Raw genomic sequence first — 21,928 nt, 5'->3', positions numbered from 1 at the left:
AGTCGGAAGTCCACAGTCGGGAAGTCCGAAAGATTAAGGCAATGCTTTTTTCTTTCGGACTTTCTTTTTGCCAATAACTTATTTGCCGCTCAAATAATACTTCTCCCAAAAATCAACGGACTTTGACATTTCGCCAGAACCGCCGGCTGCACCTCGGCCTGCGCCGCCGCCCATGCCACCACCACGACCGCCTCTTCCGCCACGGCCGCCCATTCCTCCGCCACCGCCGCCTCTTCCTCCGCGGCCGCCACTACCGCCAAAGCCTCCTCCATCACCCTCTCCGGCACCGCCACCTCCTGTTGGGCGTTGAATGCCATTGATCTTAAAGTTAAAAGCCCATTCATCTTTAAAGGCATCATTACCGGCATGGAAAAAACTCAATGGTATAGCTGCTTCGTAAACCAAATCGCCATTGGTATCATAATTTATAGCTGTTTTAATGCCATAGGTATTTGATGTGGTGATTATATCGCCATCAATATCCTTAAATCCAACAACCTTAATATACCGCAACTTGGTTATCCGTTCGCGCATCAGCTCGTCACGGTCGGCCTGGGTAATTTCGCCGTTATCATCCTTTGGTTTTGCAAACTCCGGCTTTTCACCTGGGGCTGCTAAGGGAAAAGTAAGGGTAAAGCTATCTTTCTTTTTCCCTTTAGGATCAATGCTTAGTGTGATCCCTGCATTTAATACTTTTATTTTATCAAGCCGGTCGCTCACCCGGATGGCAGCATACAGATAATCTTTATCGTTGGCCAGTGCATAATTTAGCTTCTTTTCGTCGTTATAATAACGCAGACTATCGCCCCATTCTTTCAGGTCGCCATCAACATTAATATTAGCTGGCGGGCCCTGTAAGCTATTTTTAGTACTTTGGGCCGATGAGTGATGAGCAGCCAAAAGTTGTGCAGCTAATGCCAAAACAAAAGCCGGATATGCTTTTTTCATGTGGAAATTATTTAGGGTTTGTGTGTAACATGATTTTTAAGACCATCGAACACGATTTTAACACTTTTATTATTGTTTTTGAGTAAATTTGTAGTTACGTATGCCAACCGAAGTACAGGAAGAAACATTTACCCTCGAAGAGTTACTTGCAGGACTTAAAGAGATGCATCGTTTAATACTCTGGAACGATGATTTTAACACTTTTGACCACGTGATCCATTGCATGATGAAGTACCTGGATTACTCCGAACCACAAGCCGAAAAGATAGCATGGAAAGTACACAACGAAGGCAAATGCGCCGTACTTGAAGGCTCCTTTACCGAAATGGAAATTTATCGAAAGATCCTTCAGCAGGAAGGGCTAACAGTTTCAGTAGAATAAAACACTAATAACAACCGGTATGATAAAAAGATCACTTTTACTTTTTTTAATAGTCGGTTGGGCAACACTGACTGCTTGTGGGCAGGGTAAAAACCTGAAGCTGGTATTCATTCGCCATGCCGAAAAACCGGAGGTTGGCGATAACCTTTCATGTGCCGGGTTCAACCGTTCGCTCAAACTCCCCGAAGTTTTAAAAGCAAAATTCGGCTTGCCCGATCATATTTATGTACCGGCACTTAATTTGGGTAAATCCACTCCCCGTTCACGGATGTTTCAAACCGTATCACCCTTAGCCGTGAAATATAATCTAACCATCAATAGCAAATTTGAAGAAGAAGATGCCGGAGGTATAGCCGGCGAGCTCTCTTCAAAAAAAGGGACTATCCTTGTTGTTTGGGAACACAGCCAGATCAAACCCATACTGAAAGCCCTTGGTCTAAAAGTTAAAGACCTGCAATGGCCGGATAATGATTTTGACAGTATCTGGATAGTAACCTTCAAAAAAGGTAAGCCCTCATTAACCCAGGATAAAGAAGGGATTACGCCTGCCGCGGCTTGTAGTTTTTAAGTGTTGGTTGTACAAACCTGTACGTAATTGTTTAGCCGTTCCCATACTTCAAATAGTAAGTTTGAATTTATAGCTTCTTATAAACCCTTGCCACAATAAAATCCCCAAAGAAGGTTTTATTCTTAATTATGTTATATCCTCCCGCATTAAAATGCTTTTCAATGGCCGGTAGCCTGCTGGCTTCTATCCCGCAAAGCAGCCTGAAAAAAATAAACATGCTTTTGAGCAGTAAATTTTGCCACCAGCGGCCGGTAAGCTGAAAATCTGCATTGAGCCATAGACCGCCGGGTTTGAGCCGGTTATGCAGATGGTTAAAAACACTATCTACCGTTTCATCCAAAAAGTTATCGAATAAAAAAGGGGTGATCACCACATCAAAATCAGGGGGGAGCTTTACGTTTTCAACAGCATCGTTAATAAACACAACCTCATTTTGGCCGGTTTGCCTTTTTTGGGAGAGGGTAAGCATATTAGCCGAAATTTCGATGTAGGCGATTTTTAAACCTGCCGGGTGTATTTTGGTGAGCTCGTCCAGGATCCAGCCTGTTCCGCCGCCTGCTATGAGTATTTTGCTGCCTGCGGGAACAAAGCTTAGTAAATATACCTGTACATTTACCAGCGCCCTGCCATATACCAATCTTGAAAGCAGATCATAAAACCATGCCGAATTATCATAATTGGCAGCCATGGTTTAATGAAAAAAGTATTTGAGGGAACTGAACGCTACTACCATAACATACTGTAAGATGAGCACGCCATCGAGGTAAAAAAAGTAATAGTACTCGTTCTTTTCCCAGGCCGATCTGAAGATGAGCCAGCCTGTGAGGAACATGGTAAGGGTAAGCGCAAAAAAATCAAGACTAAACCCATTTTGCCTGAACAGGAACATCAGCACAATGTAGCCGGCAAGCAACACCTGGCAAAACAGGTAAGCATTTTTTTCGCCCCAAACTACCGGGATGGTTTTGAGGCCCATTTTGCGGTCGTCAAAAAGATCGCGGATATCAAAGGGGATTGTCAGCGCACCTATAAACAAAAAACGCTTGGCTATGAGTATAGTGGTGTCGCGCATGGAAATGTCCGTGAGGTGATTGTGCATCGACTCTAATACAGGGAATAGCACACAGCTCATTGTCCATACCAGGGTTATTAAAAAGGGCTTTAAGCCGGGGATGTTCCGCAAGCCAAATTTGTGCTCGCCAACGGTGAATAGAGGCAGGCCGTAGCCAAAAGAAAGGATGCTGAGAAATATCAGCAGGATCTTTGATTCGGTGGTGATGATAAAAAACAGCGGGATCAGCGATAACAGGGAAACAATAGTAAACGTTACCATTAGCCTATAGTGCGCAAAAAACCAGCGTACCCTTCTGTATGGCGACCTTTGTGGCTTGGCCGGGCGGGTTATCAGGATACAAAAATTGTAAATGCCCAGTGTTGAGGTAAACAATAAGCCCAAAACAGGGAACACTGGTTTTGATCCGATTAAATGAAAGGTTAGCAGGGCCTGTGCTACAGCACAAAGCGACATGAAAATATTACTGAAGAGCAGGAAATCTAATACAGGTTGTAATAATTTCTTCATCGGTAACGGGGTAGCAGTTTGCGCCTGATCGTTTAGGAAATTGGTTGTGATGGATCCTGGCCTGCTTTTAATGTAAATATCGTAATCTCCGGCAATATTCCAACTCTGCCCGTTAAGCCAACAAAGCCAAAGCCTACATTTACATATAATTGTTGCATTTTTTCCTGGTAATGGCCAGCCCATTCGTTATAAACATAGGTGATGGGGCTATATTGAAAATGTTCGGTACGCACCCCGAACTGCATCCCGTGGGTGTGCCCGGCAAACATAGCATCAATTTGTGGGTACTTAGGGAGCACCTCAGCCCGCCAATGTGAGGGATCATGCGAAAGCAGGAGTTTTACCGGCAGGTCATCAGTGTTTTTTGCTGCCAGGTCCATACGGCCGTATTTAGGGAACCTGCTGTATTCGCTCCAGTTTTCGATTCCTAAGATGCCTATTTCTTCGCCATCAATCTTAAGGCGGCGGTTTTCGTTTCGGAGCAGATCCCAGCCCATGTTTTTGTGGGTGGCTATCAGGTCATCGTGGTTTTTCTTTTTATTTATAGGGGAATCCCAATCACCATAGTCGCCATAATCGTGATTGCCAAGTGTTGAGAAAACGCCAAGCGGTGCCTTTACTTTAGTGAAGATGTCCTGGTAATCGGTCATTTCTGAAGCTTCGCCGTTAACCAGGTCACCGGTAAAAAATATCAGGTCGGTTTTTTCCTTCAATAACATTTCAACACCGCCAAGCACTGCCTTTTTGTTATAAAAGCTGCCTGAGTGGATATCCGAGATCTGCCCGAGCCTTAAACCATCAAAAGCCCTGGGTAAATTGGGCAGGTACATGGTTTTGTAAAGTACATGATAATCGTACGAGCCTTTGGGCATGGCCTTTTTTATAGCAGCCAGTGGAACGGCCGCAGCAAGCAAGCCTGCTTTTAAAAGGAACTCTGAACGGGGGATGGCATCTATGGTAGTAGCAGTTGCAGCAGTGTCAGGAGTTTTAGTTGCAGCAGCAGTTGCAGCTTTCTTTTTTTTCAGCACAATTTTGCGCCTGATATCATCGGCAAAAATGAACAGTATGAAAGTGAATTTACAAATAAGCAGGATAAATGTTATCAGCAAACAGGCGGCACGTACGCCGGTGCCAGCCATGGTTATGTAGCCGCCGGTTAAAAGGGCGGCAACAGTAAGGGCTGAGATTGTCCAATAAAAAATGGCGAATGCTTTTGATTGAAGCAGTCGCCATTTTTTGAATGCGCCGCGGATGCCCTGTAATACATACCGGTCGGCCAGTAGCTCAATTATGATCCAGAATAAAATACTCAGCGCTTTAAAAATCATATCAGCGCAATATATTTAGTATCGGTCGTCGTCAATATCAAGGTCGTCATCATCGGGCTGCAAATTAAACAAACTGTTAAACATATCCGAAAACGCGAAGCCATTATCAAGAAAACCTTTGTTCAATTGTGAAAATTCTGACAGGCCATGCAGTACAAATTCCATCAGTAGCAATTGCTGACTTTCGCCTAAGCGAGGGTGGATCTTTTTAACCAGGTCTTTCAAGCCTGCAACTTCTTCCAGGGCTTTTTTGTACTCCTGTATTGGCATATCATCAACCAAAGCTACATTGTTGCCATCGCCAAACCAGTTAATGATAGCGGCATATGGGTTAGGAGCTTTGGCTTTTTTAGCCTTTTCAGGATCAGGGAAAAATGATAACAGTAAGCTTTTAATCGCTTTACCTATCAGGATGTTGGCCACTTTGCCAGGGCCTTCCAACTCACCTTCGTAAACCAGCTCAATTTTACCGGTAATGGCAGGGATCACGCCCAAAAAGTCGGTAATGCGTACGAACGTTGTTTTTTCGTGGTTGATGATCATCCTGCGTTCAGCATTACTGATCAGGTTTTCATAGGCAGAAATAGTTAAACGTGCCGATACACCCGATTTTTTGTCGATATATTCAGAGTTGCGGGCTTCAAAAGCAATTTGCTCAACCAGGTTTTTCACCAAACCGTCAGCTTCGATAGCTATACGCTGATCATCTGTAAGAGATGCTTCCTGCTGGGTGATCTTACGTGAAATCTCAACCGAGCGCGGGTAATGCGTCAGGATCTGGCTTTCAATACGGTCTTTAAGCGGCGTAACTATCGAACCGCGGTTGGTATAATCCTCAGGGTTGGCGGTAAACACAAATTGAATATCCAGTGGTAAGCGCAGTTTAAAACCACGGATCTGGATGTCTTTTTCCTGCAGGATATTGAACAGCGATACCTGGATCCGGGCCTGCAGATCGGGCAGCTCGTTGATTACGAAGATACCGCGGTGTGCACGGGGGATCAACCCAAAGTGGATCACACGTTCGTCCGAATAGGTTAATTTCAAAGTAGCTGCCTTGATGGGGTCAACATCGCCAATTAAATCGGCAACGGTAACGTCAGGTGTAGCCAGTTTTTCGGTATATCGTTCAGAGCGATGGATCCAGCCGATAGGGGTATCGTCACCTTTTTCGGTAATGATGCTGTGACCAAACCACGAAATAGGGTTGTAAGGATCATCAAATAATTCTGATCCTTCAATATATGGAATATACTCATCAAGCAGGTTAACCAGCAAACGGGCAATCCGGGTTTTTGCCTGGCCGCGTAAGCCTAACAATAAAATGTTATGGCGCGATAGGATAGCAGTTTGCAGGTCGGGGATAACGGTATCTTCAAAACCGATGATGCCTTCAAAACCGCCTTCGCGTTTTTTAAGCTGTTCAATCAGGTTAGCACGTAATTCATCTTTAACCGAACGGCTTTTGTAGCCTGTTTGCTTCAGCTGGCCGAGGGTTTTTATATCTAATAATTTACTCATTCGTTTGTTATGATTTCATCGATGAGATATGATTTCACCGATTAATTTTTTGTTTTAATACTCCCCCTTTAGGGGGCTGGGGGGCGAGGTCTTACCTAACAGTCTTTCTCCTGTTCCTGATGTAATCCTCAAAAATGTACTCACCAAGGCCGTTCAGGGAGCTGTAAAACGCTTTACCGCCGTTTGTTTCCGTGAATTTACGAACAAACTGCTGCAAATAAGGATCTTTAGCTATCATAAATGTGGTGATAGGTATTTTTAACCGTTTACATTGTGCGGCCATATTAAGGGTTTTGTTAACCACTTTCCTGTCTAACCCAATGCTGTTTTTATAGTACCTCGTGCCTTCCTTTAAGCAGGTTGGCTTACCATCGGTGATCATGAAAATTTGCTTGTTATGCGTTTTACGCCGGCGAAGCAGATCAGTAGCCAGTTCTAAACCTGCATAAGTATTGGTATGATATGGGCCAACTTGCAGGTACGGCAAATCCTGCAGGGTTATAGGCCATGCATCATTGCCAAAAACAACAATATCCAGCGTATCCTTAGGGTATTTGGTGCGGATGAGCTCGGCAAGGGCCATGGCTACTTTTTTGGCCGGGGTGATCCTGTCTTCGCCGTAAAGGATCATGGAATGCGAAATATCGATCATGAGCACGGTTGAAGTGAGGGTTTTGTAGTCCATCTCCTCTACTTCAAGATCGCGTTCGGTCATCATGAAATCGCCGATACCATGGTTAACCTGTGCGTTGTGGATAGATTGGGTCATATCAATCTGATCAAGGCTGTCACCAAACTCAAACTCCCGGCGTTCGGCATTTTTTTCATCGCCCTGGCCCGATTGGGGAGAGCGATGATTGCCCTTGCCTGATTTTTTTAGCTTGCCGAAGATTTCTTCCAGTGCCGACTGCCTGATGCTTTGCTCAGTTTTTGCTGTGATCTTAAACTCACCGTTCTGGTTGTCCTCATCGAGATAGCCTTTTTGTTTCAGCTCATCGATGAAATCGCCCATGCCATAATCATCGTTGGTGAGGTTATATTGTTTATCGAGTTCGTTAAGCCAGGCTAAAGCTTCGCCTGCATCGCCCGATGTATAGTTGAGCAACTCGAGGAATAATTTTAACAATTCATCAAATCCGCCTTTAGGGATTTGGTTGGGCTTAAATTTGGAAAATCCAAAACCGCGCATATTTTGTCCTTTCTGTACATAAAGGAACGGAATATTTTCATGAAAAGTTTCGCTGTGAGCGTGATAAAGTAAATTGTTAGGTAAGCATGACAATTAAGGGAGGAGAGGATTGATGTGCAGATTTGCAGATTTCAGATGTGCAAATGAGAAAACATGCCTCCGTCGCATTAGGATGGGATGATATAATTATGTCATTGCGAGCGATAGCGTGGCAACCTCATGCTATACAGAGCGGATCTGTATAGTCGGGGATTACTTCGTACTTCCCAATGACGCTGGTAGTGTTAGGATACTAAATATACGCCAGGCTGTTCAGTAGTTCAGGTGGATATACCGGGTTTGCGCCGCGCTGGCTGGCTACGTATGAGCCAACGGAGCAGGCTTTATCAACCACTTGCTGCATAGGTTTGCCTGAAAGTAAGCCAGATACAAATGTTGCCAGGAAAGCATCACCGGCGCCTACGGTATCGGCTACTTTTACGGGGCAGCCGGGGCTGTCATAAAATTCATGGTCGTGCCATACCAGTGCACCATGCTCGCCGCGGGTTACGCAAATGGTTTGGCTATGGTATTTGGAGCGGAACTCACCGATCTTGTCGCGCAGGGAGGCGCTGCCACCGCCTATAAGCAAGTCTGCTTCTTCCTCGTTCATTTTCACTACATCGGCCCGGGCAACCAGGGTTTCAATAGTTGACAAGGTATAATGAGGGGGACGAAGATTTACGTCAAACACTTTTAATGCAGGGGTTTCATCAAGCAGGTTTAATAAAGTTTCGCGCGTAGTAGTTGTACGGCAAGCCAGGCTGCCAAACACAATGGCTTTTACACCCTGCGCCGCTTTAATAAGTGCGGCCGAAGGTTGTATATTGTCCCACGAAACAGGCTGGGGAATAATATAAGTGGCTGTATTATTTTCATCAAGCTGCACAGTAACCTCGCAGGTTGGAAATTCATCGTCCTCCTGGATCAGGTCTGAATACAGGTCGTTGCTTTTTAAAAAGCCAATCAGTGCATCGCCTGAGTTATCCATCCCTACCGAACTCGCAAATGCTGTTTTTACACCTTGCTGCACCAGATGCCTGGCTACGTTCATAGGTGCGCCGCCGGCTTTTTTTCCATCGCCAAAAGCATCCCATAAAACTTCGCCAAAGCTTAATACCTGATTTCCCATAGTTAATGTTGTTTTTTATTGCAGATGAACCCAAATATACTGTATTAAGTTGAATTTTGTTTCTTTTGTCAGAACAGGGATTATGTATATTCTCTGAACCTGAATTAAGCGAATTAAAGAATTAATAGAATTTTTTGCTTTTAATTCTGTTAATTCGGGCAATTCTTAAAATTCAGGTTCAGACAAAAAGCTACCTTTATTATATGAAAAGAATATTACTGAGTTTTGTGTTTGTACTTGCCGCCACGGGTTGTTTCGCGCAAAACAGGCAAGCCATCCTGAAAGTAATGCACACACAGGAAGAGGCCTGGAACCGGGGCGATATTGAAGGGTTTATGCAAACCTACTGGAAATCAGACTCGCTGGTTTTTGTAGGAAAAACAGCCCCCACTTACGGTTGGCAAACAACACTTGAGCATTATAAACAAACATATCCGGACGAAGCCGCCATGGGGCAGCTAACTTTCAATATTATACAGGTAAAAGTATTGGATGCAACCAACGCTTTTGTTTTAGGCGGATGGAAGCTAACCCGCAAAAAAGATACGCCCGGCGGCTATTTTACATTATGGTTCAGGAAAATTAAGGGTGAGTGGAAAATAGTGTGTGACCATACTTCGTAGAGAGATTAGTGGTTGGAGATGAGAGATTAGATAAAAAACGAGGTGTTGATTTAATGCTACTGCATGAAAAGAGGTTTGGTAATTGGAAAGTTTTTGCCGCTGCACATAGGGCATATGGCTTTGATTGGTTACGCGCTTGAGCATTGTGACGAGCTTGTAGTGGTTATTGGCGCCAGTGATGACGAGCCCATTGCCGGAGATATCAGGCTCGGCTGGCTCGAAAAAACTTATGCCGGCGACGATAGGGTTAAACCTGTATTATTAAGTTACGATGAGGCTATGTTGCCGGGTATCGGTGAGTCAATAGAAAATATGTCGCGGCTTTGGGCAAGCTACCTTAAGAAAAAGCTGCCGCCTATTGATGTAATATTCGCTTCCGAAACATATGGGGCCTATATGGGCCGGTTTTTAGATTGTGAAAGTGTTATTTACGAGGAGCCCTGCAAAATTGTACCGGTGCAGGCTGCAAGGATCAGGGAGGAACCTGCTTTATACTGGCATCTTATGCCCGAGGCTGTGAAGGAGTACTATAAAAGTCAGGCTGAGTAAAAATCCAGTGGACTATGAAGTAGAAATGATATTAGGTGTGAAGGGTCTGTCATCCTGAGCCTGTCGAAGGACGCGCGCAGAGGCCTTGCCCATCATGCTTCGACAGGCTACCCATGACATGATAAATAAAAAATGTTCCCGTCAGCAGGTAAGCTTCGGGTGAAAGCGGACAGAACAATGGTGGTCTTGAGCGCAGGAAGGGGCATAGCAAGTTTTTGCAGAAGCATTGGGAAAGTGCGAGCGCAGCAGGGCAAAATAATTGCAGCCCGTGGTTCTGTTCGTTTTGCAGGGCAAAGGCCTCCGCGATGGGCATCGGGACGGGCGTGCGGCAAAGAAGCCTATCTGCTGACTTGACTTTTTGGATACTTTTGTGTCAAGACAAAAGTATCTGGCCCCGCGCGGCCAAGAGCGCGACGATGTAAGTCCATAGAAAAAAGCTTGTTACCTGCCTGTCGGGGATTGCTTCGTGCCTCGCAATGACGTGGTGGAGATGTCATTGCACCTTCAGAGTCCAACAGATTTAAACACTCAGCATGACCCCATTTTAATTATATCATGAGCAGTAGCCAGGAAATTTAATCCTTACCAACCCAATCCCTCTTAAAATCGGAGGGGTTTTTACCAACTATTTTATTGAAGAGTTTGTTGAAATATGATAAGCTTTCAAAACCCACAGCGTAACAGGTTTCGGTTACGTTTTTATCCTGCATGAGCAGGTTTTTGGCTACATCAACACGGTATTGGTTCACAAAATCGGTAAAGGTCATTTGGGTCTGCTTTTTGAAATAGCGGCAAAAGGCTGCTGTAGTAAAATTAACTTTAGCCGCTACCACATTTACATCGGGTTTAAGATTATAATTGCTGCCTATATATTCATAAACAGCCCCCATCCTGATCTTGTCCTTTAAAAAGAATTGCAGGTTTAACTCATCATTATTTAAAACGGTAAACTCATTTGAACCGGCCAGGATATTAAAGATTTCCATCAACCCCATTAATTGCTGAAACGAGCCCATCCCCGGTAATTGTTTTAGCTTTTGTACTGCCAGAGCCCTGGTATTGCCATAAAAAGCAATCCCGTTTGCCGCTTTTTTAAAAAGCTGCTCAATGGCCGAAAATTCGGGTGTGATACCTATTGCCGTCCCCATAAAGTCTTCTTTCAGTTGCACCACTATCTGGTGGTATTCGCTCCGGAGCCGGTAATCAAAGTTGAGATGGGGGAGGTTGCTGCCAATCAGTACAAGGTCATGTTGGGTATAGCCGGAAATATGTGAACCAACGTGCCTGATCCCGGCATCGGCCTCCACATAAACCAGTTCATATTCCGGGTGATAATGCCACAGGAAGGTATTCCTGAGCCTGGGCGAAAAAAGTTTGAACGATTTGCCCGGTTCAAAATCTACCTTCTCTAACTGGATCTTATCCATGCCGTATTGAGCATTAAGTTTTAATAAAGATAACTAAATGGTCAATACAGAGCAAATTTTGATCATTGTACAGGATAAGCCACCTTTAATGCAAGCCTAAATTTGAATTATAAATCGAAACAAAATTATGAAGACCGAAAACGCAACCATGACCATGGCAACTGCACCGGCGAATGCCCATAAAGAAATCCCCGGTAACCCTTCAACCGCAAAATCAAGCCAGGTGAGCCTGAATAAACGTAGCAATAATGAACCGCTAAAGGTACTTACTGAGGCCGACTGGCAATTTTGGATAGAAAACGGTTATGTGATCATCAAAAACGCGGTACCCAAAGCACAGGTTGAAAAACTGGCTGCTTACCTGTGGCAATACGAGGGTAAGGATGCTAATGACATCAGCACCTGGTACAAAAAGCCCAATGCCCAAATGCAAATGAGCGAGCTGAACAATACCGGCATGGTTGAAATTTATAATCAGCAATTTATGTGGGATAACCGCCAGTACCCCAAAGTTCATGCAGCTTTTGCAGATATCTGGAGTACGGAAAAATTATGGGTAACTATTGACAGGGCCAACCTGAATTTTCCGCTGCGCCCGGGTTTTGAATACAAAGGTTTTATTCATTGGGATTACGATCCTGAAACCAAGCCCCAGAATGTGCAGGGTGTACTGGCCCTTGCTGATCAAACGGATGAAAATATGGGCGGTTTTCAATGTATCCCCGAGTTATACAGAACCTACGATACCTGGAAATTAAGCCAGCCCGAAGATCGAGATCATTATAAGCCTGATACCACCGGCTTTGAAACAGTAAAAGTGAAACTTGAAGCTGGCGATCTGCTAATATTTAACAGCCTGCAGCCGCATGGTATAAGACCCAATACCAGTACAGATAAAGTACGCATAGCCCAATATATATCCATGATGCCCGCCCAGGAAGATAACGAAGAGCTAAGGCAATGGCGTATCAACAGCTGGCAAAGCCGCGAGGCCATGCAAGGCTACGCTTTCCCCGGTGATCCGCTGGAAAGGGAAAAACAAAACCCGGTAGCCGAGCTTAGTGATTTGGGTAAAAAGCTATTAGGATTGGATAAGTGGTAGCTCTCCCCATGTGCGTGTCCTCACGCACATTTGCTATGCGTGCCAGCCGTGGGGACACGGCCACAAGAAAATGCTACCCCATGCGCGTGTCCTCACGCGCATTTACCAAGCAAGCCGGCCGTGAGGACACGGCCTCGGGTTAGTAATAAAAATAGCGATGGATTTTACCCATCGCTATTCAATATTTTGACTCAAGACTTAAAACTTAATACTTCCGGCTTAAAAGGGCTTTCCAGCCGCCAGTTCCCGGTTTGCCCATTTAACGGCCAGGCCTTCGCGGTATTTAGCGTATTTGCCTTTGAACATCATTTTTAGTGCGCTGTCAACACCGCCTTTAATGGCCAGGTTGTACAGGCTTGCCGCTTTACGGCTTATGCTTGCATCCCAGGCACGGAGGCTCAGGGAGTATGAACCATCAACATATTTCATCCAGTGCCAGTAGCCGGTTGGCATAAACAGGGTATCGCCATGTTCAAGGAAAACCTCAATGCCTTCAACACCATCAAGCGCCGGGAATTTTTTAACATCAGGGTTTAGTACATCATAATCCTCCAAAGCATAGGTAGCATTGGGGATACAGTACAGGCGGCGTTTCCACTTATTTTCAAACAAGATCACATGTTTGCGGCCTCCAAAATGGGTGTGGAAAATATGCGGAAGGTCAATATCGTAATGTAAAAACGTAACCGAGTTTGAGCCGCCGAAAAACATGGCTGGCATACTTTCTAAAAAGCCACCCATCAAATCTTTAGGTAACACAATATCATCCAAAAGCTGTGGGGCTTGTTTAAATATATTAAAGAAAAAGATCCTTAATTCGGTTGGCTTACTGCGGATGAGGTCGATATATTCATCAAAAGGCATTTCGGTTGCCGATGAATTAATGGGTTTTGACGGATCAGCTTTAGAATTATCATATAGCGGCACCACTTTGTTGCCAACAACCTGTTTTAAATATTCGGGTGTCCATTTTTCGCGGGCGGGCCAGCTTTTAGTAAGCCCTTTGATAACCAGCGGTCGACGAGGGTCTAAATAATTCTTCTTAAAGTCTTCGGGAGAAATATTTTCAACCGTATCGATCGGGTTAAGAATGAAGCACATATATAGTTTTATTACTTTGGGGGATTACGCTAATTTTAAAATAAAGTTACAGTATTGTTTCTTACTTATTTAAAAGCATTCAAAATAACGAAATAAACCCCAAAGTAGTATAAATATATCTCAACATTATGGCTTGCCTGTAGCAAGGGCATTGTGGGCGCGTTTTATAGCGAGGTTTTCCTTCCAGTCCATATAGCCCTTTTTGAAGCGGGCTTTCATCATGTTATCAAACTTGCGCTGTATGGTTAAGTTGTATAAACTTTGGGCTTTAATGGCCCATGATTTATCCCAGGCGCGCAGGGAAATAGAAAACGAACCAGTAAGGTATTTCATCCAGTGCCAGTAGCCGGTAGGCATAAACAGGGTATCGCCATGCTCTAAAATGGCTTCCTGCCCTTCAATGCCGTCAAGCGCCGGGAATTTAGTGAAATCAGGATTTTCGATATCGTAATCTTCCAGGGCGTAGGTAGCAAATGGAATGCAGTATAAGCGCTCAGTCCATTTCTGGTCGAACAATATTACATGTTTGCGGCCATTAAAATGTGTGTGGAAAATATGTGCAAGGTCGATATCATAGTGTAAAAATGTTACAGAACCGGCACCGCCGAAAAACATGTTAGGGTATTTATCAAGGAAACCGCCCATTAAATCTGAAGGCGAACGATAATCGTCCAGCAGCTTTGGGGCATGCTTTATTGGGTCGAAAAGGAAGATCCTTAAATCGGTAGGTTGTTTTTGAATGAGATCGATATAATCGCCAAATTTCATTTCGCTGGCCGAGGCATTGATGGCTTTGGAAGGATCGGCCTTTGAACTGTTATAAAGCGGAACGGTTTTATCGCCGACTACTTCCTTAAGGTATTCAAAAGTCCATTTTTGGAGAGCGGGCCAGGTTTCAGTCGCTTTGCGGATAATAAGCGGTTTGCGCGGATTTAAGTAATTGTTAACAAAATCCTCTTTGCTTATATTGTCTACACTGTCAATAGGTGTAAGCTTTATACTCATTTTCACAAATTAATTAACGAGCAAAATTAATTCTTTGTAAAAAATATGTAAACACTCCCGCGAGATTTTGAAATTTTAATGACAGTTTTTCAGTGGGCAGTTTGCCGTTTACAGTGGGCAGTTTGTACTTTTCGGTTTGCAGTTTTTTCGAAAAAATAATGCCGTTAGCGATTTCAGCTAACGGCATTATTTTAATAAAATCGCTTGCAAATGACTGCAAACTGCCCACCGGCAACTGCAAACTTAATTTGGCATTAACACGGCATTCACAACGTGGATAACGCCGTTGCTTTGGGCAACATCGTCAATGGTGATCCATGATTTGCTGCCTTTTTCGTCGACCAGATACAATTTTGTGCCTTGCGACATTACGGTTATAGTACCGCCGCTTAGCGTGCTTAGTTCGGTTTTGCCTTTACCTTCCTTCACTTTGGTTAACAAATCGGCCGAAGTCAATTTGCCGGGCACCACATGGTAAGTTAAAGTTTTGATCAGGCTTGCTTTATTGGCTGGTTTCAGCAGGTTATCAACCGCACCGGCCGGTAATTTGGCAAAAGCCTCATTGGTTGGTGCAAACACGGTGTAAGGCCCTGCTGCCGATAGTGTTGGAGCCAAACCGGCCGCTTTTACAGCAGCTACAAGTGTGGTATGATCTTTTGAGCCCGATGCATTTTGTACAATGTTTTTAGCAGGCGACATAACCGCACCACCAACTGTTTTTTGGGCATAAGCTTTTGGAGCAGCGGCAAAAGCCAGCAATGCAAAAGCCGCGATGAGTAGTTTTTTCATAATTTAATAGTCAGGATAAGTATCATGTTAAAGATACGCTTAGTAAAGCTAAACAGATTTAAACATCATTTTGCTTTGTAACAATGTATTGACTGTTTCCGGGCAAATAGGTTTAAAAGAATAAACCGGCAGCTATATTATCGGCATATAGTTTACCTGTTGCGCTAAGATAAATAACATTATCTTTTTGTGTGATCCATTCCCTGTCGAAATATTCGGCGGCAGCTTTTAATAATTCGTCGGATGCGCCTTTGGCTATCTGGTTAAGTTTAGCCAGATCAAGCCCCCAAATAGTGCGTAACGAAGTCATGATATATTCGTTCAAGCGGTTCTCTTCGGTTAGCTCCTCGGTTTCGGCAGATAGTTTCCCGGTTTCGAGCGACTGCATGTATTTGGCGTTATTGGCTACGTTCCATTGCCGGGCATCGCCGTTATATGAGTGGGCCGATGGGCCTATGCCTAAATATTTTACCCCTTTCCAATAGTTGGAGTTATGGCGCGAATACTGTCCGGGCTTGCAAAAATTGGAGATCTCATAATGTTCAAAGCCGTGCTCCTGCATGGCATCCATCAATACCACAAACTGTTCGGCGCTTTGTTGCTCGTTCATGGGCGGCTGCTTTTTTTTACTGATGAAAGCTGCCAGCGCGGTTTGCGGTTCAACCGTCATGGAGTAGGTGGATACATGCGGAACGTTAAGCTCAAATACTTTATCCAGGTTTTGTTTCCATTTGGTATCGCTGAGCATGGGGTAGCCATAAATCAGGTCGACAGTGATGTTTTCAAACCCGGCATCCTGGGCCCGCTTTACCGATGCTTCGGCTTCCTGCCCGCGGTGTACACGGTTCATCCAAACCAAATCTTCATCAAAAAATGACTGGATTCCTATGCTGAAGCGGTTAACAGGCGTTTGTTTCAGTGCTTTGAGCTTGTCAGGTTTCAGATCATCGGGATTAGCTTCCAAAGTTATTTCGGCTGTAGATGATACCGTATGCAGTTCGGTAATGGTATTGATGATCCTGCTGATCTCATCGCCCTCCAAAACAGAAGGGGTTCCACCACCAAAATAAATGGTTTCAATGGTTTCGCCGTTGAGGTAGCCTTTTTGCAGTTTAATCTCTTTGATCAAAGCATACAGCATCTCATCCTTGTACTTTAATGATGTGCTGAAATGGAAATCGCAATAATGGCAAGCCTGCTTGCAAAAGGGGATATGTATGTAAATGCCTGCCATTTCTTTTATGATAGCCTGAATGAGGATAATCTATACGGAAATAATATATATAGCCCTCATTGTTGAGTATTTGGTTTTATTTTTTGCGTTTGTTTTATATTACCCGGTTCTCACTTTCTGGCATTCGCGAATAGCAAAAGCAATAAAAATTTACGATAGCTACCAGATATAAAAAATTGAGCAGTGCCAAATTAAGCACATGTCCAGATATTGAAGGCAAAGGTAAACGCAATTATGGCTTCCTTTAAGATTTATGTGGATAAAGATTATTTTGATTCCGGAATCAGCGTTAGCCAGGCTTAAAAATTCAGCAACAGGTATCTTATAATGAATGGGCTACGCGCCTTTTTAACAGGGTAGTTATCAATGCCAGTGCTGCCAGGATCAGGATAGCCCAGTGGGCTTGTATTGCCGCCTTATTTACAAAAACTGAAATAAAATTAGGCGTTTGGGTAGCGCGTTCCAAGATCCACGCAATGGCAACTATACCGGAGATGACAGCGCCGCCAACCCTGACATACTTATAAGCCCGTGTTTGGCTTAGTAAAATTAACCATGGAATAGTAATTAATACAACAAAAAGCTGCATAACCTCAATCCCCAAATTAAAGCCTAAAATACTTAACGCCATAGTACCTGCACTTAATTTAAGGTTAGCTAATACGGATGCAAATGCTAAGCCATGTATTAAGCCAAAGCCCGCCGCTACATACATTTCTTTCCCCGGGAAAATTGGCCTTATGGCATGAATTGAAGAAACTAAAATAGAAAACGCAATCATTATCTCTACGGGTTGTGCAGGCAGCCTTAACCAGCCTAAAGCGCCGATGAGCAGGGTAATTGAGTGCCCAATTGTAAACGAAGTAACAATTTTCGATAATCGCAGGATACTGTATTTTGTACCGCCAAATTTGCCCCATTGCCTGCCATTTATCAAAAGGGCGGCTGGTAACAGCAGCACAATCAAAAACAGTAAATGATCGGTACCCTCTTTGATATGTTGCATGCCTAAAGCAAACATGCTTTTGAACCCTTTAAACCAACTTCCCTGCTGCAGGTTTATTTCCAGTGGATATATTACATTATCCCTGGTATTCCGGCTGATCACCATTGCATCTGCCGTTGGTGCATTTAAATTCCCAGTTTCCCAATCGCTGCGGATAGAAACAAGGGCGGCATGGTTAATAACCTGGTGCATGATCACATCATAATCGAGCATAAACTTACGGGTGCTTTCGCCCTGTTGCGGTATGATAACTGTATAGGCAACCAGTTCCCAATAATCGATGCCATTTTCGGCATATTTCCCCTTGTCCATCCTTAAAGCTTCTATTTCAACCGTCCATGGGGAATTTTTTTTCAGATACGCATGTATGTGTGCCTGGAGGTATTCTTTTAACTGCGGACCAAACCTTTCAATAAGTGTTTCCGGCTTTGCAGATATATTATTGCCAAAAGCAAGCTCCAGTTCTGATAGCGGCATTTGGAGTTCCAGTGCAACCCTGTTCGGACTTGCATCCAAAAAAACAAGTGTATTAGGTGTTTGGTGTGCGAAGGAAATCGTTGACATTAATATCGCAATAACAAAAATGATGGCAAAAATAAACAGCCGCCAACTGTTTTTATGGCGACTGTTTATTGAAACAATGTTGTACATAATTTCTATAGTTTTTTATAAACCTATATAATCCCGGCTATGGTCCCTCATAACGCTATGGTAGTGAATGCCCGAAAGCACCACGCCCGTTTGGCAAATTAATTCGATCCAAACACTTGGCCCATCTATCCTCACATAATCGGTATTTGTTGTTAAAAATGAACTGGCCGTACCGGCAACACCCGATGTATTGCTGGCATAGCATACATAGGTATTTGCAAGCTCATTTTGATAAATGGTAGTAAAGGCAGCTGCAGAAGTGGCATCCAGATCGTTAATCCATGGCATCATGGCTGCCAGTACTTTTGCCTGTGCAGAACTGCTCAGTGTACTTACCTGAATTCCCTGTTTAGTAGTTGGGAAGGTGTTGGTGGTAGAGCCGGGTATCATCAAACAATCTGAAAAAGTACCGGATATTTTTGCCGAAGCCAATTCAGTACTGGTAAAAGAACCGAGCATTGCCTGCATTGCACTATGTTCAGATTCCATTGGGCCGCTATAAGTAGTTCCGCTTAAAGTAAATGAACCTTTTGGTTCTACCCCCTGGTGCAAAGGAGTAATGCTGGTTACATTGCCGGCATCATAAGTAATATTTTGCGCGTAATGGTGCCCGCCAATTTGCAGCATCCATTTCCCGGTTGTAGTTGGGGTGCCCAAAAATGCGATAACATAGTTGCCCGAAGAATAGCCGGAAGCTGTTTGACCAAGATAATCGTCGGCAGCCATAATTTGGGTGAATTCGTCATAGCCCTCCCCGGTTGTTGTTCCAAAAGCCGCCTGTGCAACAGCTTTGGCCGCGGCCAATTGTGTGCTGCTTAAACTGCTAAATGCCAGTCCGTTTCTGCATGAAAGCCCGCATGGCAGGTTTGACCATCTTTTAGCGTTGCTTAGGTTTAACGAAAGTACAACAGATGCCTGCTGTGAAGTACTCAGCGTTGCTAAAAAAGCATTGGCCAGGCATACTACTTTTGATGCAATAGTTGTTGAGGTAGAACAGCCCGTTGATGTACTTGCAGCCTCCACAGTTACTGCAAAGCTACAGGTTTGCCCGCCAAAGGTAATAGAAAAAGACGCGGTACCGGTTGACGTTGGCGTACCGGCAATGGCATAAGTAATGTTACCTGCCCCACTGGCTAATGTGCCCGCCGCTAAAGTTGCCGTTAGTCCGGTAACCCCGGTTGAAGAGATAGCGGAACCTGCAGTATAGGTGGCGCCGTTGCCGCCTGTATACGGTATTGCGGCACTGCCGCTAAATACTGTGTTAACGGTTGCCGTTGATGACACTACTGCCGAACCACAGGTTAAAGCCGAAACCGAGGCGGTTGTGGTAGTAGTTGTAGTGGTTGTTGTGCCATCACTTTTGCTGCTTTTTTTGCAGGCCATCATAATGCAGGCCGTTATGAGCAGGCCCGCACAGGATAAGAGTATTAACTTTTTCATGATTTAATTTGTTTAATCTTTTGATTTAGTTTCCTGATCCGAAAGTATTCCCAATTTTTTCTGACGATAAATATTTATCGACCAACAGGGTTAATACGATGGTGAATGGATGGCTATAGATGGTGTTTTAAACAAAATATGAGGTAAGGCCTTTATTTGTGCCCGAAAATAGGAGCACAGGTACGCCCTCCTAACAGGCATCAGGAAGCGCTGTTTTTGACCCGTAATTAAGGAATTCTGTATTATCCGTTGAAGTAAGGAATAATGATTAATGGAGCAATATTAGTCACATAAAAGTTAATGAACTAAGCCGCGGATAGCTTCATAATAAGCTTTGCTCACCGGCAATTCAATGTCTGTCAATTGCACTTTACGGTTTTGGAAGGATCTTATTTTGCTTACCGGAACAATGTAGCTGCGATGAATACGCTGAAATTTAGCAGAAGGTAGTTTTTTTAATACCTCTTTTAAGGGCATAAGTGTAAGAATGGGTTTGGCATTAATTAAATGAATCCGGATATAATTTTCCACACTTTCAATATACCCGATGGTGTTAAGGTCGATCTTTAAAATCCGGTATTCAGATTGTACGTACAGGCTTTCGTTTGTATTGTTCAATTGCTCATTTGCCCGGTTCTTATATCTGTGAAACATAAGCGCTTTTTCTACAGCCCTGGTAAAACGTTCGGGTTCTATAGGTTTTTCAACAAAATCCAGCGCCTCTAACTCAAAGCCTTCATAAGCATATTTCCGATAGGAGGTAGTGAAAATAACTATGGGCTTTACGGTCAGCGACCTCATCAGGTCGATGCCGGAAATATCAGGCATATTGATATCAAGAAAAAGCAAGTCGATTTTTGTGCTTTTTAAAAATTCGGCACCTGAAATTGCATCTTCAAATGTTCTGATAAGTTGCAATGATGGAAACCGCGATACATATTCACCGATAAGCCGTAACGCTAAAGGCTCATCATCAATAGCTATACATTTAAGGGGCATGGTTATGTTTGTAATGTTAATTGAACAATGTACTCCTGGTTATCACTGCTGATATTTAATGAATACTTTTCGTTATATAAATGTTCTAAACGCCGCCGGGTGTTTTTGATCCCGATTCCGGTGCTATGTTCGCTGTTGCTCAAACCGAAAATCCGGTTTTTACAATAAAAAAACAGGGTGCTTTCACTAATAACCAATTTGATTTTGATAGTTGATCTTTCGTGTTTGCTAACACCGTATTTGAATACATTTTCAATAAAGGTCATCAATAACAGCGGGGCTATTTGTTTTCCATCCATGTCGCCATCTACCTCAAAATCAACAACAGTAAGGTTACCTGTGCGTAAGCGCTGCAGTTCAATATAATTGGTAATGCAATCAACCTCACGCTGCAGCGGTGCAAAGTTTTCAGTTATATCTTCCGTAACGTAGCGCATGATTTTTGAAAGCCTTATAACACTATCAGCTGCATGATCATCCTTAGTTAAAACCAGCGTATAGATATTGTTCATGGTATTGAATAAAAAGTGCGGATTGATCTGCGCTTTCAGAAAAGAGAGCTCTGCGGTTGCTTTGTCCGCTTCTGCGCGGGCAGCCCTTTGCTCCATAAGCAGCCATTTCTCTACTGTTTTAATGGCGGCGCTAAAGGCAAGCAGCATGAAAAAAATAAAAAAACTGGTGATATCAAGCGGCTGCTTAAACGGCGACCTGCTTAAAGGCCTGTCCCGGTATGATGGTAAACCCGGCCCTTGCCAGGGTGGTCTTTCTGGCAGATAATTCTCGTTGCCATGCAGGGCGAAAGGTGGATGATCCGGCGGTCGGTTATCGCTCTCTTTTTCCCTGATATGAAGCAGCCGGTCAAATGGCCGGATACAATACACACTAAACATCAGGAAAAATGTAACGAGGCCATAGGAAACATATTTTTTATTAAGCAATAACCGCGGAACAAAAAAATAACCATTGCTGTAAAAAACAATCATAAAAGTAAGTCCAAATAACCAGTAGTCGGGGCTTCGCAAAGGGATTATGACATCGTTAAACTTATCGCCACTATGCAAAAAAATAAGCGGGATGCCCATTAGCGTTATCCAACCAACGAAATGCAAAACGACCGAAATGGTTTTAATTTGTGACATAAGGTAAAATAACACAAACAGTTTTTACCAGGGAGTAAAGTATCGGTGATCGGCTTAAATGTATAGATTAATCAGAAGTATACAATTACCAGGCTGGGATGATCCTTGCTGATACCAGCATTAGAACTTTAAAGTTACGCCATTTTTGAGCCATGATAACCTGTTCACCATCAA

21 protein-coding genes are annotated in these 21,928 nt (G+C 43.7%); 5 read left to right on the top strand and 16 right to left on the bottom strand.

Annotated elements, in window-relative coordinates; genetic code table 11:
- Positions 1-78 precede the first annotated feature (78 nt).
- Positions 79-948 carry a DOMON domain-containing protein gene (locus ACFFGT_RS16705; RefSeq protein WP_377023662.1) on the bottom strand — a complete coding sequence of 290 codons (870 nt, stop codon included), beginning with the start codon at positions 946-948 and terminating at the stop codon, positions 79-81.
- A gap of 100 nt (positions 949-1,048) precedes the next feature.
- On the opposite strand from ACFFGT_RS16705, the gene ACFFGT_RS16700 reads away from it, so the two are divergent.
- Positions 1,049-1,330, top strand: coding sequence for an ATP-dependent Clp protease adaptor ClpS (locus ACFFGT_RS16700; RefSeq protein ID WP_090530789.1), 282 nt, complete (start codon positions 1,049-1,051; stop codon positions 1,328-1,330).
- Positions 1,331-1,349: 19 nt separating this feature from the next.
- The gene (locus ACFFGT_RS16695; protein WP_377023661.1) at positions 1,350-1,898 is read left to right on the top strand and encodes a histidine phosphatase family protein; all 549 of its coding nucleotides are present in this window, start codon (positions 1,350-1,352) and stop codon (positions 1,896-1,898) included.
- A 67-nt stretch (positions 1,899-1,965) separates the two neighbouring features.
- Here the strand turns inward: ACFFGT_RS16695 and ACFFGT_RS16690 are convergent, their stop codons facing one another.
- The 6 genes from ACFFGT_RS16690 to ACFFGT_RS16665 form a co-directional block, all read right to left on the bottom strand.
- Positions 1,966-2,586 carry a class I SAM-dependent methyltransferase gene (locus tag ACFFGT_RS16690; RefSeq protein ID WP_377023660.1) on the bottom strand — a complete coding sequence of 207 codons (621 nt, stop codon included), beginning with the start codon at positions 2,584-2,586 and terminating at the stop codon, positions 1,966-1,968.
- 3 nt (positions 2,587-2,589) lie between these two features.
- Positions 2,590-3,480, bottom strand: coding sequence for a UbiA family prenyltransferase (locus tag ACFFGT_RS16685; RefSeq protein WP_377023659.1), 891 nt, complete (start codon positions 3,478-3,480; stop codon positions 2,590-2,592).
- A 32-nt stretch (positions 3,481-3,512) separates the two neighbouring features.
- The gene (locus tag ACFFGT_RS16680) at positions 3,513-4,808 is read right to left on the bottom strand and encodes a metallophosphoesterase (RefSeq protein ID WP_377023658.1); all 1,296 of its coding nucleotides are present in this window, start codon (positions 4,806-4,808) and stop codon (positions 3,513-3,515) included.
- 15 nt (positions 4,809-4,823) lie between these two features.
- A complete protein-coding gene (locus ACFFGT_RS16675; RefSeq protein WP_377023657.1) occupies positions 4,824-6,329 on the bottom strand; it encodes a sigma 54-interacting transcriptional regulator in 1,506 nt (501 codons plus the stop codon).
- Between the two features lie 91 nt (positions 6,330-6,420).
- Positions 6,421-7,518 (bottom strand): vWA domain-containing protein, encoded by a 1,098-nt coding sequence (locus tag ACFFGT_RS16670; RefSeq protein WP_110585920.1) that lies wholly within the window; start codon positions 7,516-7,518, stop codon positions 6,421-6,423.
- A 292-nt stretch (positions 7,519-7,810) separates the two neighbouring features.
- The gene (locus ACFFGT_RS16665; RefSeq protein WP_377023656.1) at positions 7,811-8,689 is read right to left on the bottom strand and encodes a PfkB family carbohydrate kinase; all 879 of its coding nucleotides are present in this window, start codon (positions 8,687-8,689) and stop codon (positions 7,811-7,813) included.
- 203 nt (positions 8,690-8,892) lie between these two features.
- Between ACFFGT_RS16665 and ACFFGT_RS16660 the strand changes: the two genes are divergently transcribed.
- Both ACFFGT_RS16660 and ACFFGT_RS16655 read left to right on the top strand, forming a co-directional pair.
- Positions 8,893-9,312, top strand: a complete 420-nt coding sequence (locus tag ACFFGT_RS16660; RefSeq protein ID WP_377023655.1) for a YybH family protein — start codon at positions 8,893-8,895, stop codon at positions 9,310-9,312.
- 63 nt (positions 9,313-9,375) lie between these two features.
- Positions 9,376-9,861 carry an adenylyltransferase/cytidyltransferase family protein gene (locus tag ACFFGT_RS16655; RefSeq protein ID WP_377023654.1) on the top strand — a complete coding sequence of 162 codons (486 nt, stop codon included), beginning with the start codon at positions 9,376-9,378 and terminating at the stop codon, positions 9,859-9,861.
- Between the two features lie 575 nt (positions 9,862-10,436).
- Here ACFFGT_RS16655 and ACFFGT_RS16650 read toward each other — a convergent pair.
- Positions 10,437-11,288 (bottom strand): helix-turn-helix domain-containing protein, encoded by an 852-nt coding sequence (locus ACFFGT_RS16650; RefSeq protein ID WP_377023653.1) that lies wholly within the window; start codon positions 11,286-11,288, stop codon positions 10,437-10,439.
- A gap of 127 nt (positions 11,289-11,415) precedes the next feature.
- Between ACFFGT_RS16650 and ACFFGT_RS16645 the strand changes: the two genes are divergently transcribed.
- Positions 11,416-12,390 (top strand): phytanoyl-CoA dioxygenase family protein, encoded by a 975-nt coding sequence (locus ACFFGT_RS16645; RefSeq protein ID WP_377023652.1) that lies wholly within the window; start codon positions 11,416-11,418, stop codon positions 12,388-12,390.
- A gap of 219 nt (positions 12,391-12,609) precedes the next feature.
- Here ACFFGT_RS16645 and ACFFGT_RS16640 read toward each other — a convergent pair whose 3' ends face one another.
- From ACFFGT_RS16640 to ACFFGT_RS16605, 8 genes are all read right to left on the bottom strand, one after another.
- A complete protein-coding gene (locus ACFFGT_RS16640; RefSeq protein WP_121233280.1) occupies positions 12,610-13,491 on the bottom strand; it encodes a cupin-like domain-containing protein in 882 nt (293 codons plus the stop codon).
- 126 nt (positions 13,492-13,617) lie between these two features.
- Positions 13,618-14,496: a cupin-like domain-containing protein gene (locus ACFFGT_RS16635; protein ID WP_377023651.1), complete on the bottom strand. Its 879-nt coding sequence runs from the start codon at positions 14,494-14,496 to the stop codon at positions 13,618-13,620.
- Between the two features lie 243 nt (positions 14,497-14,739).
- The gene (locus ACFFGT_RS16630; RefSeq protein ID WP_377023650.1) at positions 14,740-15,285 is read right to left on the bottom strand and encodes a fasciclin domain-containing protein; all 546 of its coding nucleotides are present in this window, start codon (positions 15,283-15,285) and stop codon (positions 14,740-14,742) included.
- Between the two features lie 112 nt (positions 15,286-15,397).
- Positions 15,398-16,519, bottom strand: coding sequence for a radical SAM family heme chaperone HemW (hemW, locus tag ACFFGT_RS16625; RefSeq protein WP_377023649.1), 1,122 nt, complete (start codon positions 16,517-16,519; stop codon positions 15,398-15,400).
- 322 nt (positions 16,520-16,841) lie between these two features.
- The gene (locus tag ACFFGT_RS16620; protein ID WP_377023648.1) at positions 16,842-18,089 is read right to left on the bottom strand and encodes a HupE/UreJ family protein; all 1,248 of its coding nucleotides are present in this window, start codon (positions 18,087-18,089) and stop codon (positions 16,842-16,844) included.
- 102 nt (positions 18,090-18,191) lie between these two features.
- The gene (locus ACFFGT_RS16615) at positions 18,192-19,616 is read right to left on the bottom strand and encodes a DUF3500 domain-containing protein (RefSeq protein ID WP_377023647.1); all 1,425 of its coding nucleotides are present in this window, start codon (positions 19,614-19,616) and stop codon (positions 18,192-18,194) included.
- Between the two features lie 297 nt (positions 19,617-19,913).
- Positions 19,914-20,615 carry a LytR/AlgR family response regulator transcription factor gene (locus tag ACFFGT_RS16610; protein ID WP_377023646.1) on the bottom strand — a complete coding sequence of 234 codons (702 nt, stop codon included), beginning with the start codon at positions 20,613-20,615 and terminating at the stop codon, positions 19,914-19,916.
- 2 nt (positions 20,616-20,617) lie between these two features.
- Positions 20,618-21,754 carry a sensor histidine kinase gene (locus tag ACFFGT_RS16605; RefSeq protein ID WP_377023645.1) on the bottom strand — a complete coding sequence of 379 codons (1,137 nt, stop codon included), beginning with the start codon at positions 21,752-21,754 and terminating at the stop codon, positions 20,618-20,620.
- Positions 21,755-21,928 lie beyond the last annotated feature (174 nt).

Source organism: Mucilaginibacter angelicae (assembly GCF_042434235.1).
Classification (GTDB): domain Bacteria; phylum Bacteroidota; class Bacteroidia; order Sphingobacteriales; family Sphingobacteriaceae; genus Mucilaginibacter; species Mucilaginibacter angelicae.
Note: the sequence above shows the minus strand (reverse complement) of the source record. Positions and strands in the feature narration are given on the sequence as shown.

Coding starts and splice junctions, on each gene's coding strand:
- ACFFGT_RS16705 (WP_377023662.1), bottom strand. CDS start 948: ATGAAAAAAGCATATCCGGCTTTTGTTTTGGCATTAGCTGCACAACTT.
- ACFFGT_RS16700 (WP_090530789.1), top strand. CDS start 1,049: ATGCCAACCGAAGTACAGGAAGAAACATTTACCCTCGAAGAGTTACTT.
- ACFFGT_RS16695 (WP_377023661.1), top strand. CDS start 1,350: ATGATAAAAAGATCACTTTTACTTTTTTTAATAGTCGGTTGGGCAACA.
- ACFFGT_RS16690 (WP_377023660.1), bottom strand. CDS start 2,586: ATGGCTGCCAATTATGATAATTCGGCATGGTTTTATGATCTGCTTTCA.
- ACFFGT_RS16685 (WP_377023659.1), bottom strand. CDS start 3,480: ATGAAGAAATTATTACAACCTGTATTAGATTTCCTGCTCTTCAGTAAT.
- ACFFGT_RS16680 (WP_377023658.1), bottom strand. CDS start 4,808: ATGATTTTTAAAGCGCTGAGTATTTTATTCTGGATCATAATTGAGCTA.
- ACFFGT_RS16675 (WP_377023657.1), bottom strand. CDS start 6,329: ATGAGTAAATTATTAGATATAAAAACCCTCGGCCAGCTGAAGCAAACA.
- ACFFGT_RS16670 (WP_110585920.1), bottom strand. CDS start 7,518: ATGCGCGGTTTTGGATTTTCCAAATTTAAGCCCAACCAAATCCCTAAA.
- ACFFGT_RS16665 (WP_377023656.1), bottom strand. CDS start 8,689: ATGGGAAATCAGGTATTAAGCTTTGGCGAAGTTTTATGGGATGCTTTT.
- ACFFGT_RS16660 (WP_377023655.1), top strand. CDS start 8,893: ATGAAAAGAATATTACTGAGTTTTGTGTTTGTACTTGCCGCCACGGGT.
- ACFFGT_RS16655 (WP_377023654.1), top strand. CDS start 9,376: ATGAAAAGAGGTTTGGTAATTGGAAAGTTTTTGCCGCTGCACATAGGG.
- ACFFGT_RS16650 (WP_377023653.1), bottom strand. CDS start 11,288: ATGGATAAGATCCAGTTAGAGAAGGTAGATTTTGAACCGGGCAAATCG.
- ACFFGT_RS16645 (WP_377023652.1), top strand. CDS start 11,416: ATGAAGACCGAAAACGCAACCATGACCATGGCAACTGCACCGGCGAAT.
- ACFFGT_RS16640 (WP_121233280.1), bottom strand. CDS start 13,491: ATGTGCTTCATTCTTAACCCGATCGATACGGTTGAAAATATTTCTCCC.
- ACFFGT_RS16635 (WP_377023651.1), bottom strand. CDS start 14,496: ATGAGTATAAAGCTTACACCTATTGACAGTGTAGACAATATAAGCAAA.
- ACFFGT_RS16630 (WP_377023650.1), bottom strand. CDS start 15,285: ATGAAAAAACTACTCATCGCGGCTTTTGCATTGCTGGCTTTTGCCGCT.
- hemW (WP_377023649.1), bottom strand. CDS start 16,519: ATGGCAGGCATTTACATACATATCCCCTTTTGCAAGCAGGCTTGCCAT.
- ACFFGT_RS16620 (WP_377023648.1), bottom strand. CDS start 18,089: ATGTCAACGATTTCCTTCGCACACCAAACACCTAATACACTTGTTTTT.
- ACFFGT_RS16615 (WP_377023647.1), bottom strand. CDS start 19,616: ATGAAAAAGTTAATACTCTTATCCTGTGCGGGCCTGCTCATAACGGCC.
- ACFFGT_RS16610 (WP_377023646.1), bottom strand. CDS start 20,615: ATGCCCCTTAAATGTATAGCTATTGATGATGAGCCTTTAGCGTTACGG.
- ACFFGT_RS16605 (WP_377023645.1), bottom strand. CDS start 21,754: ATGTCACAAATTAAAACCATTTCGGTCGTTTTGCATTTCGTTGGTTGG.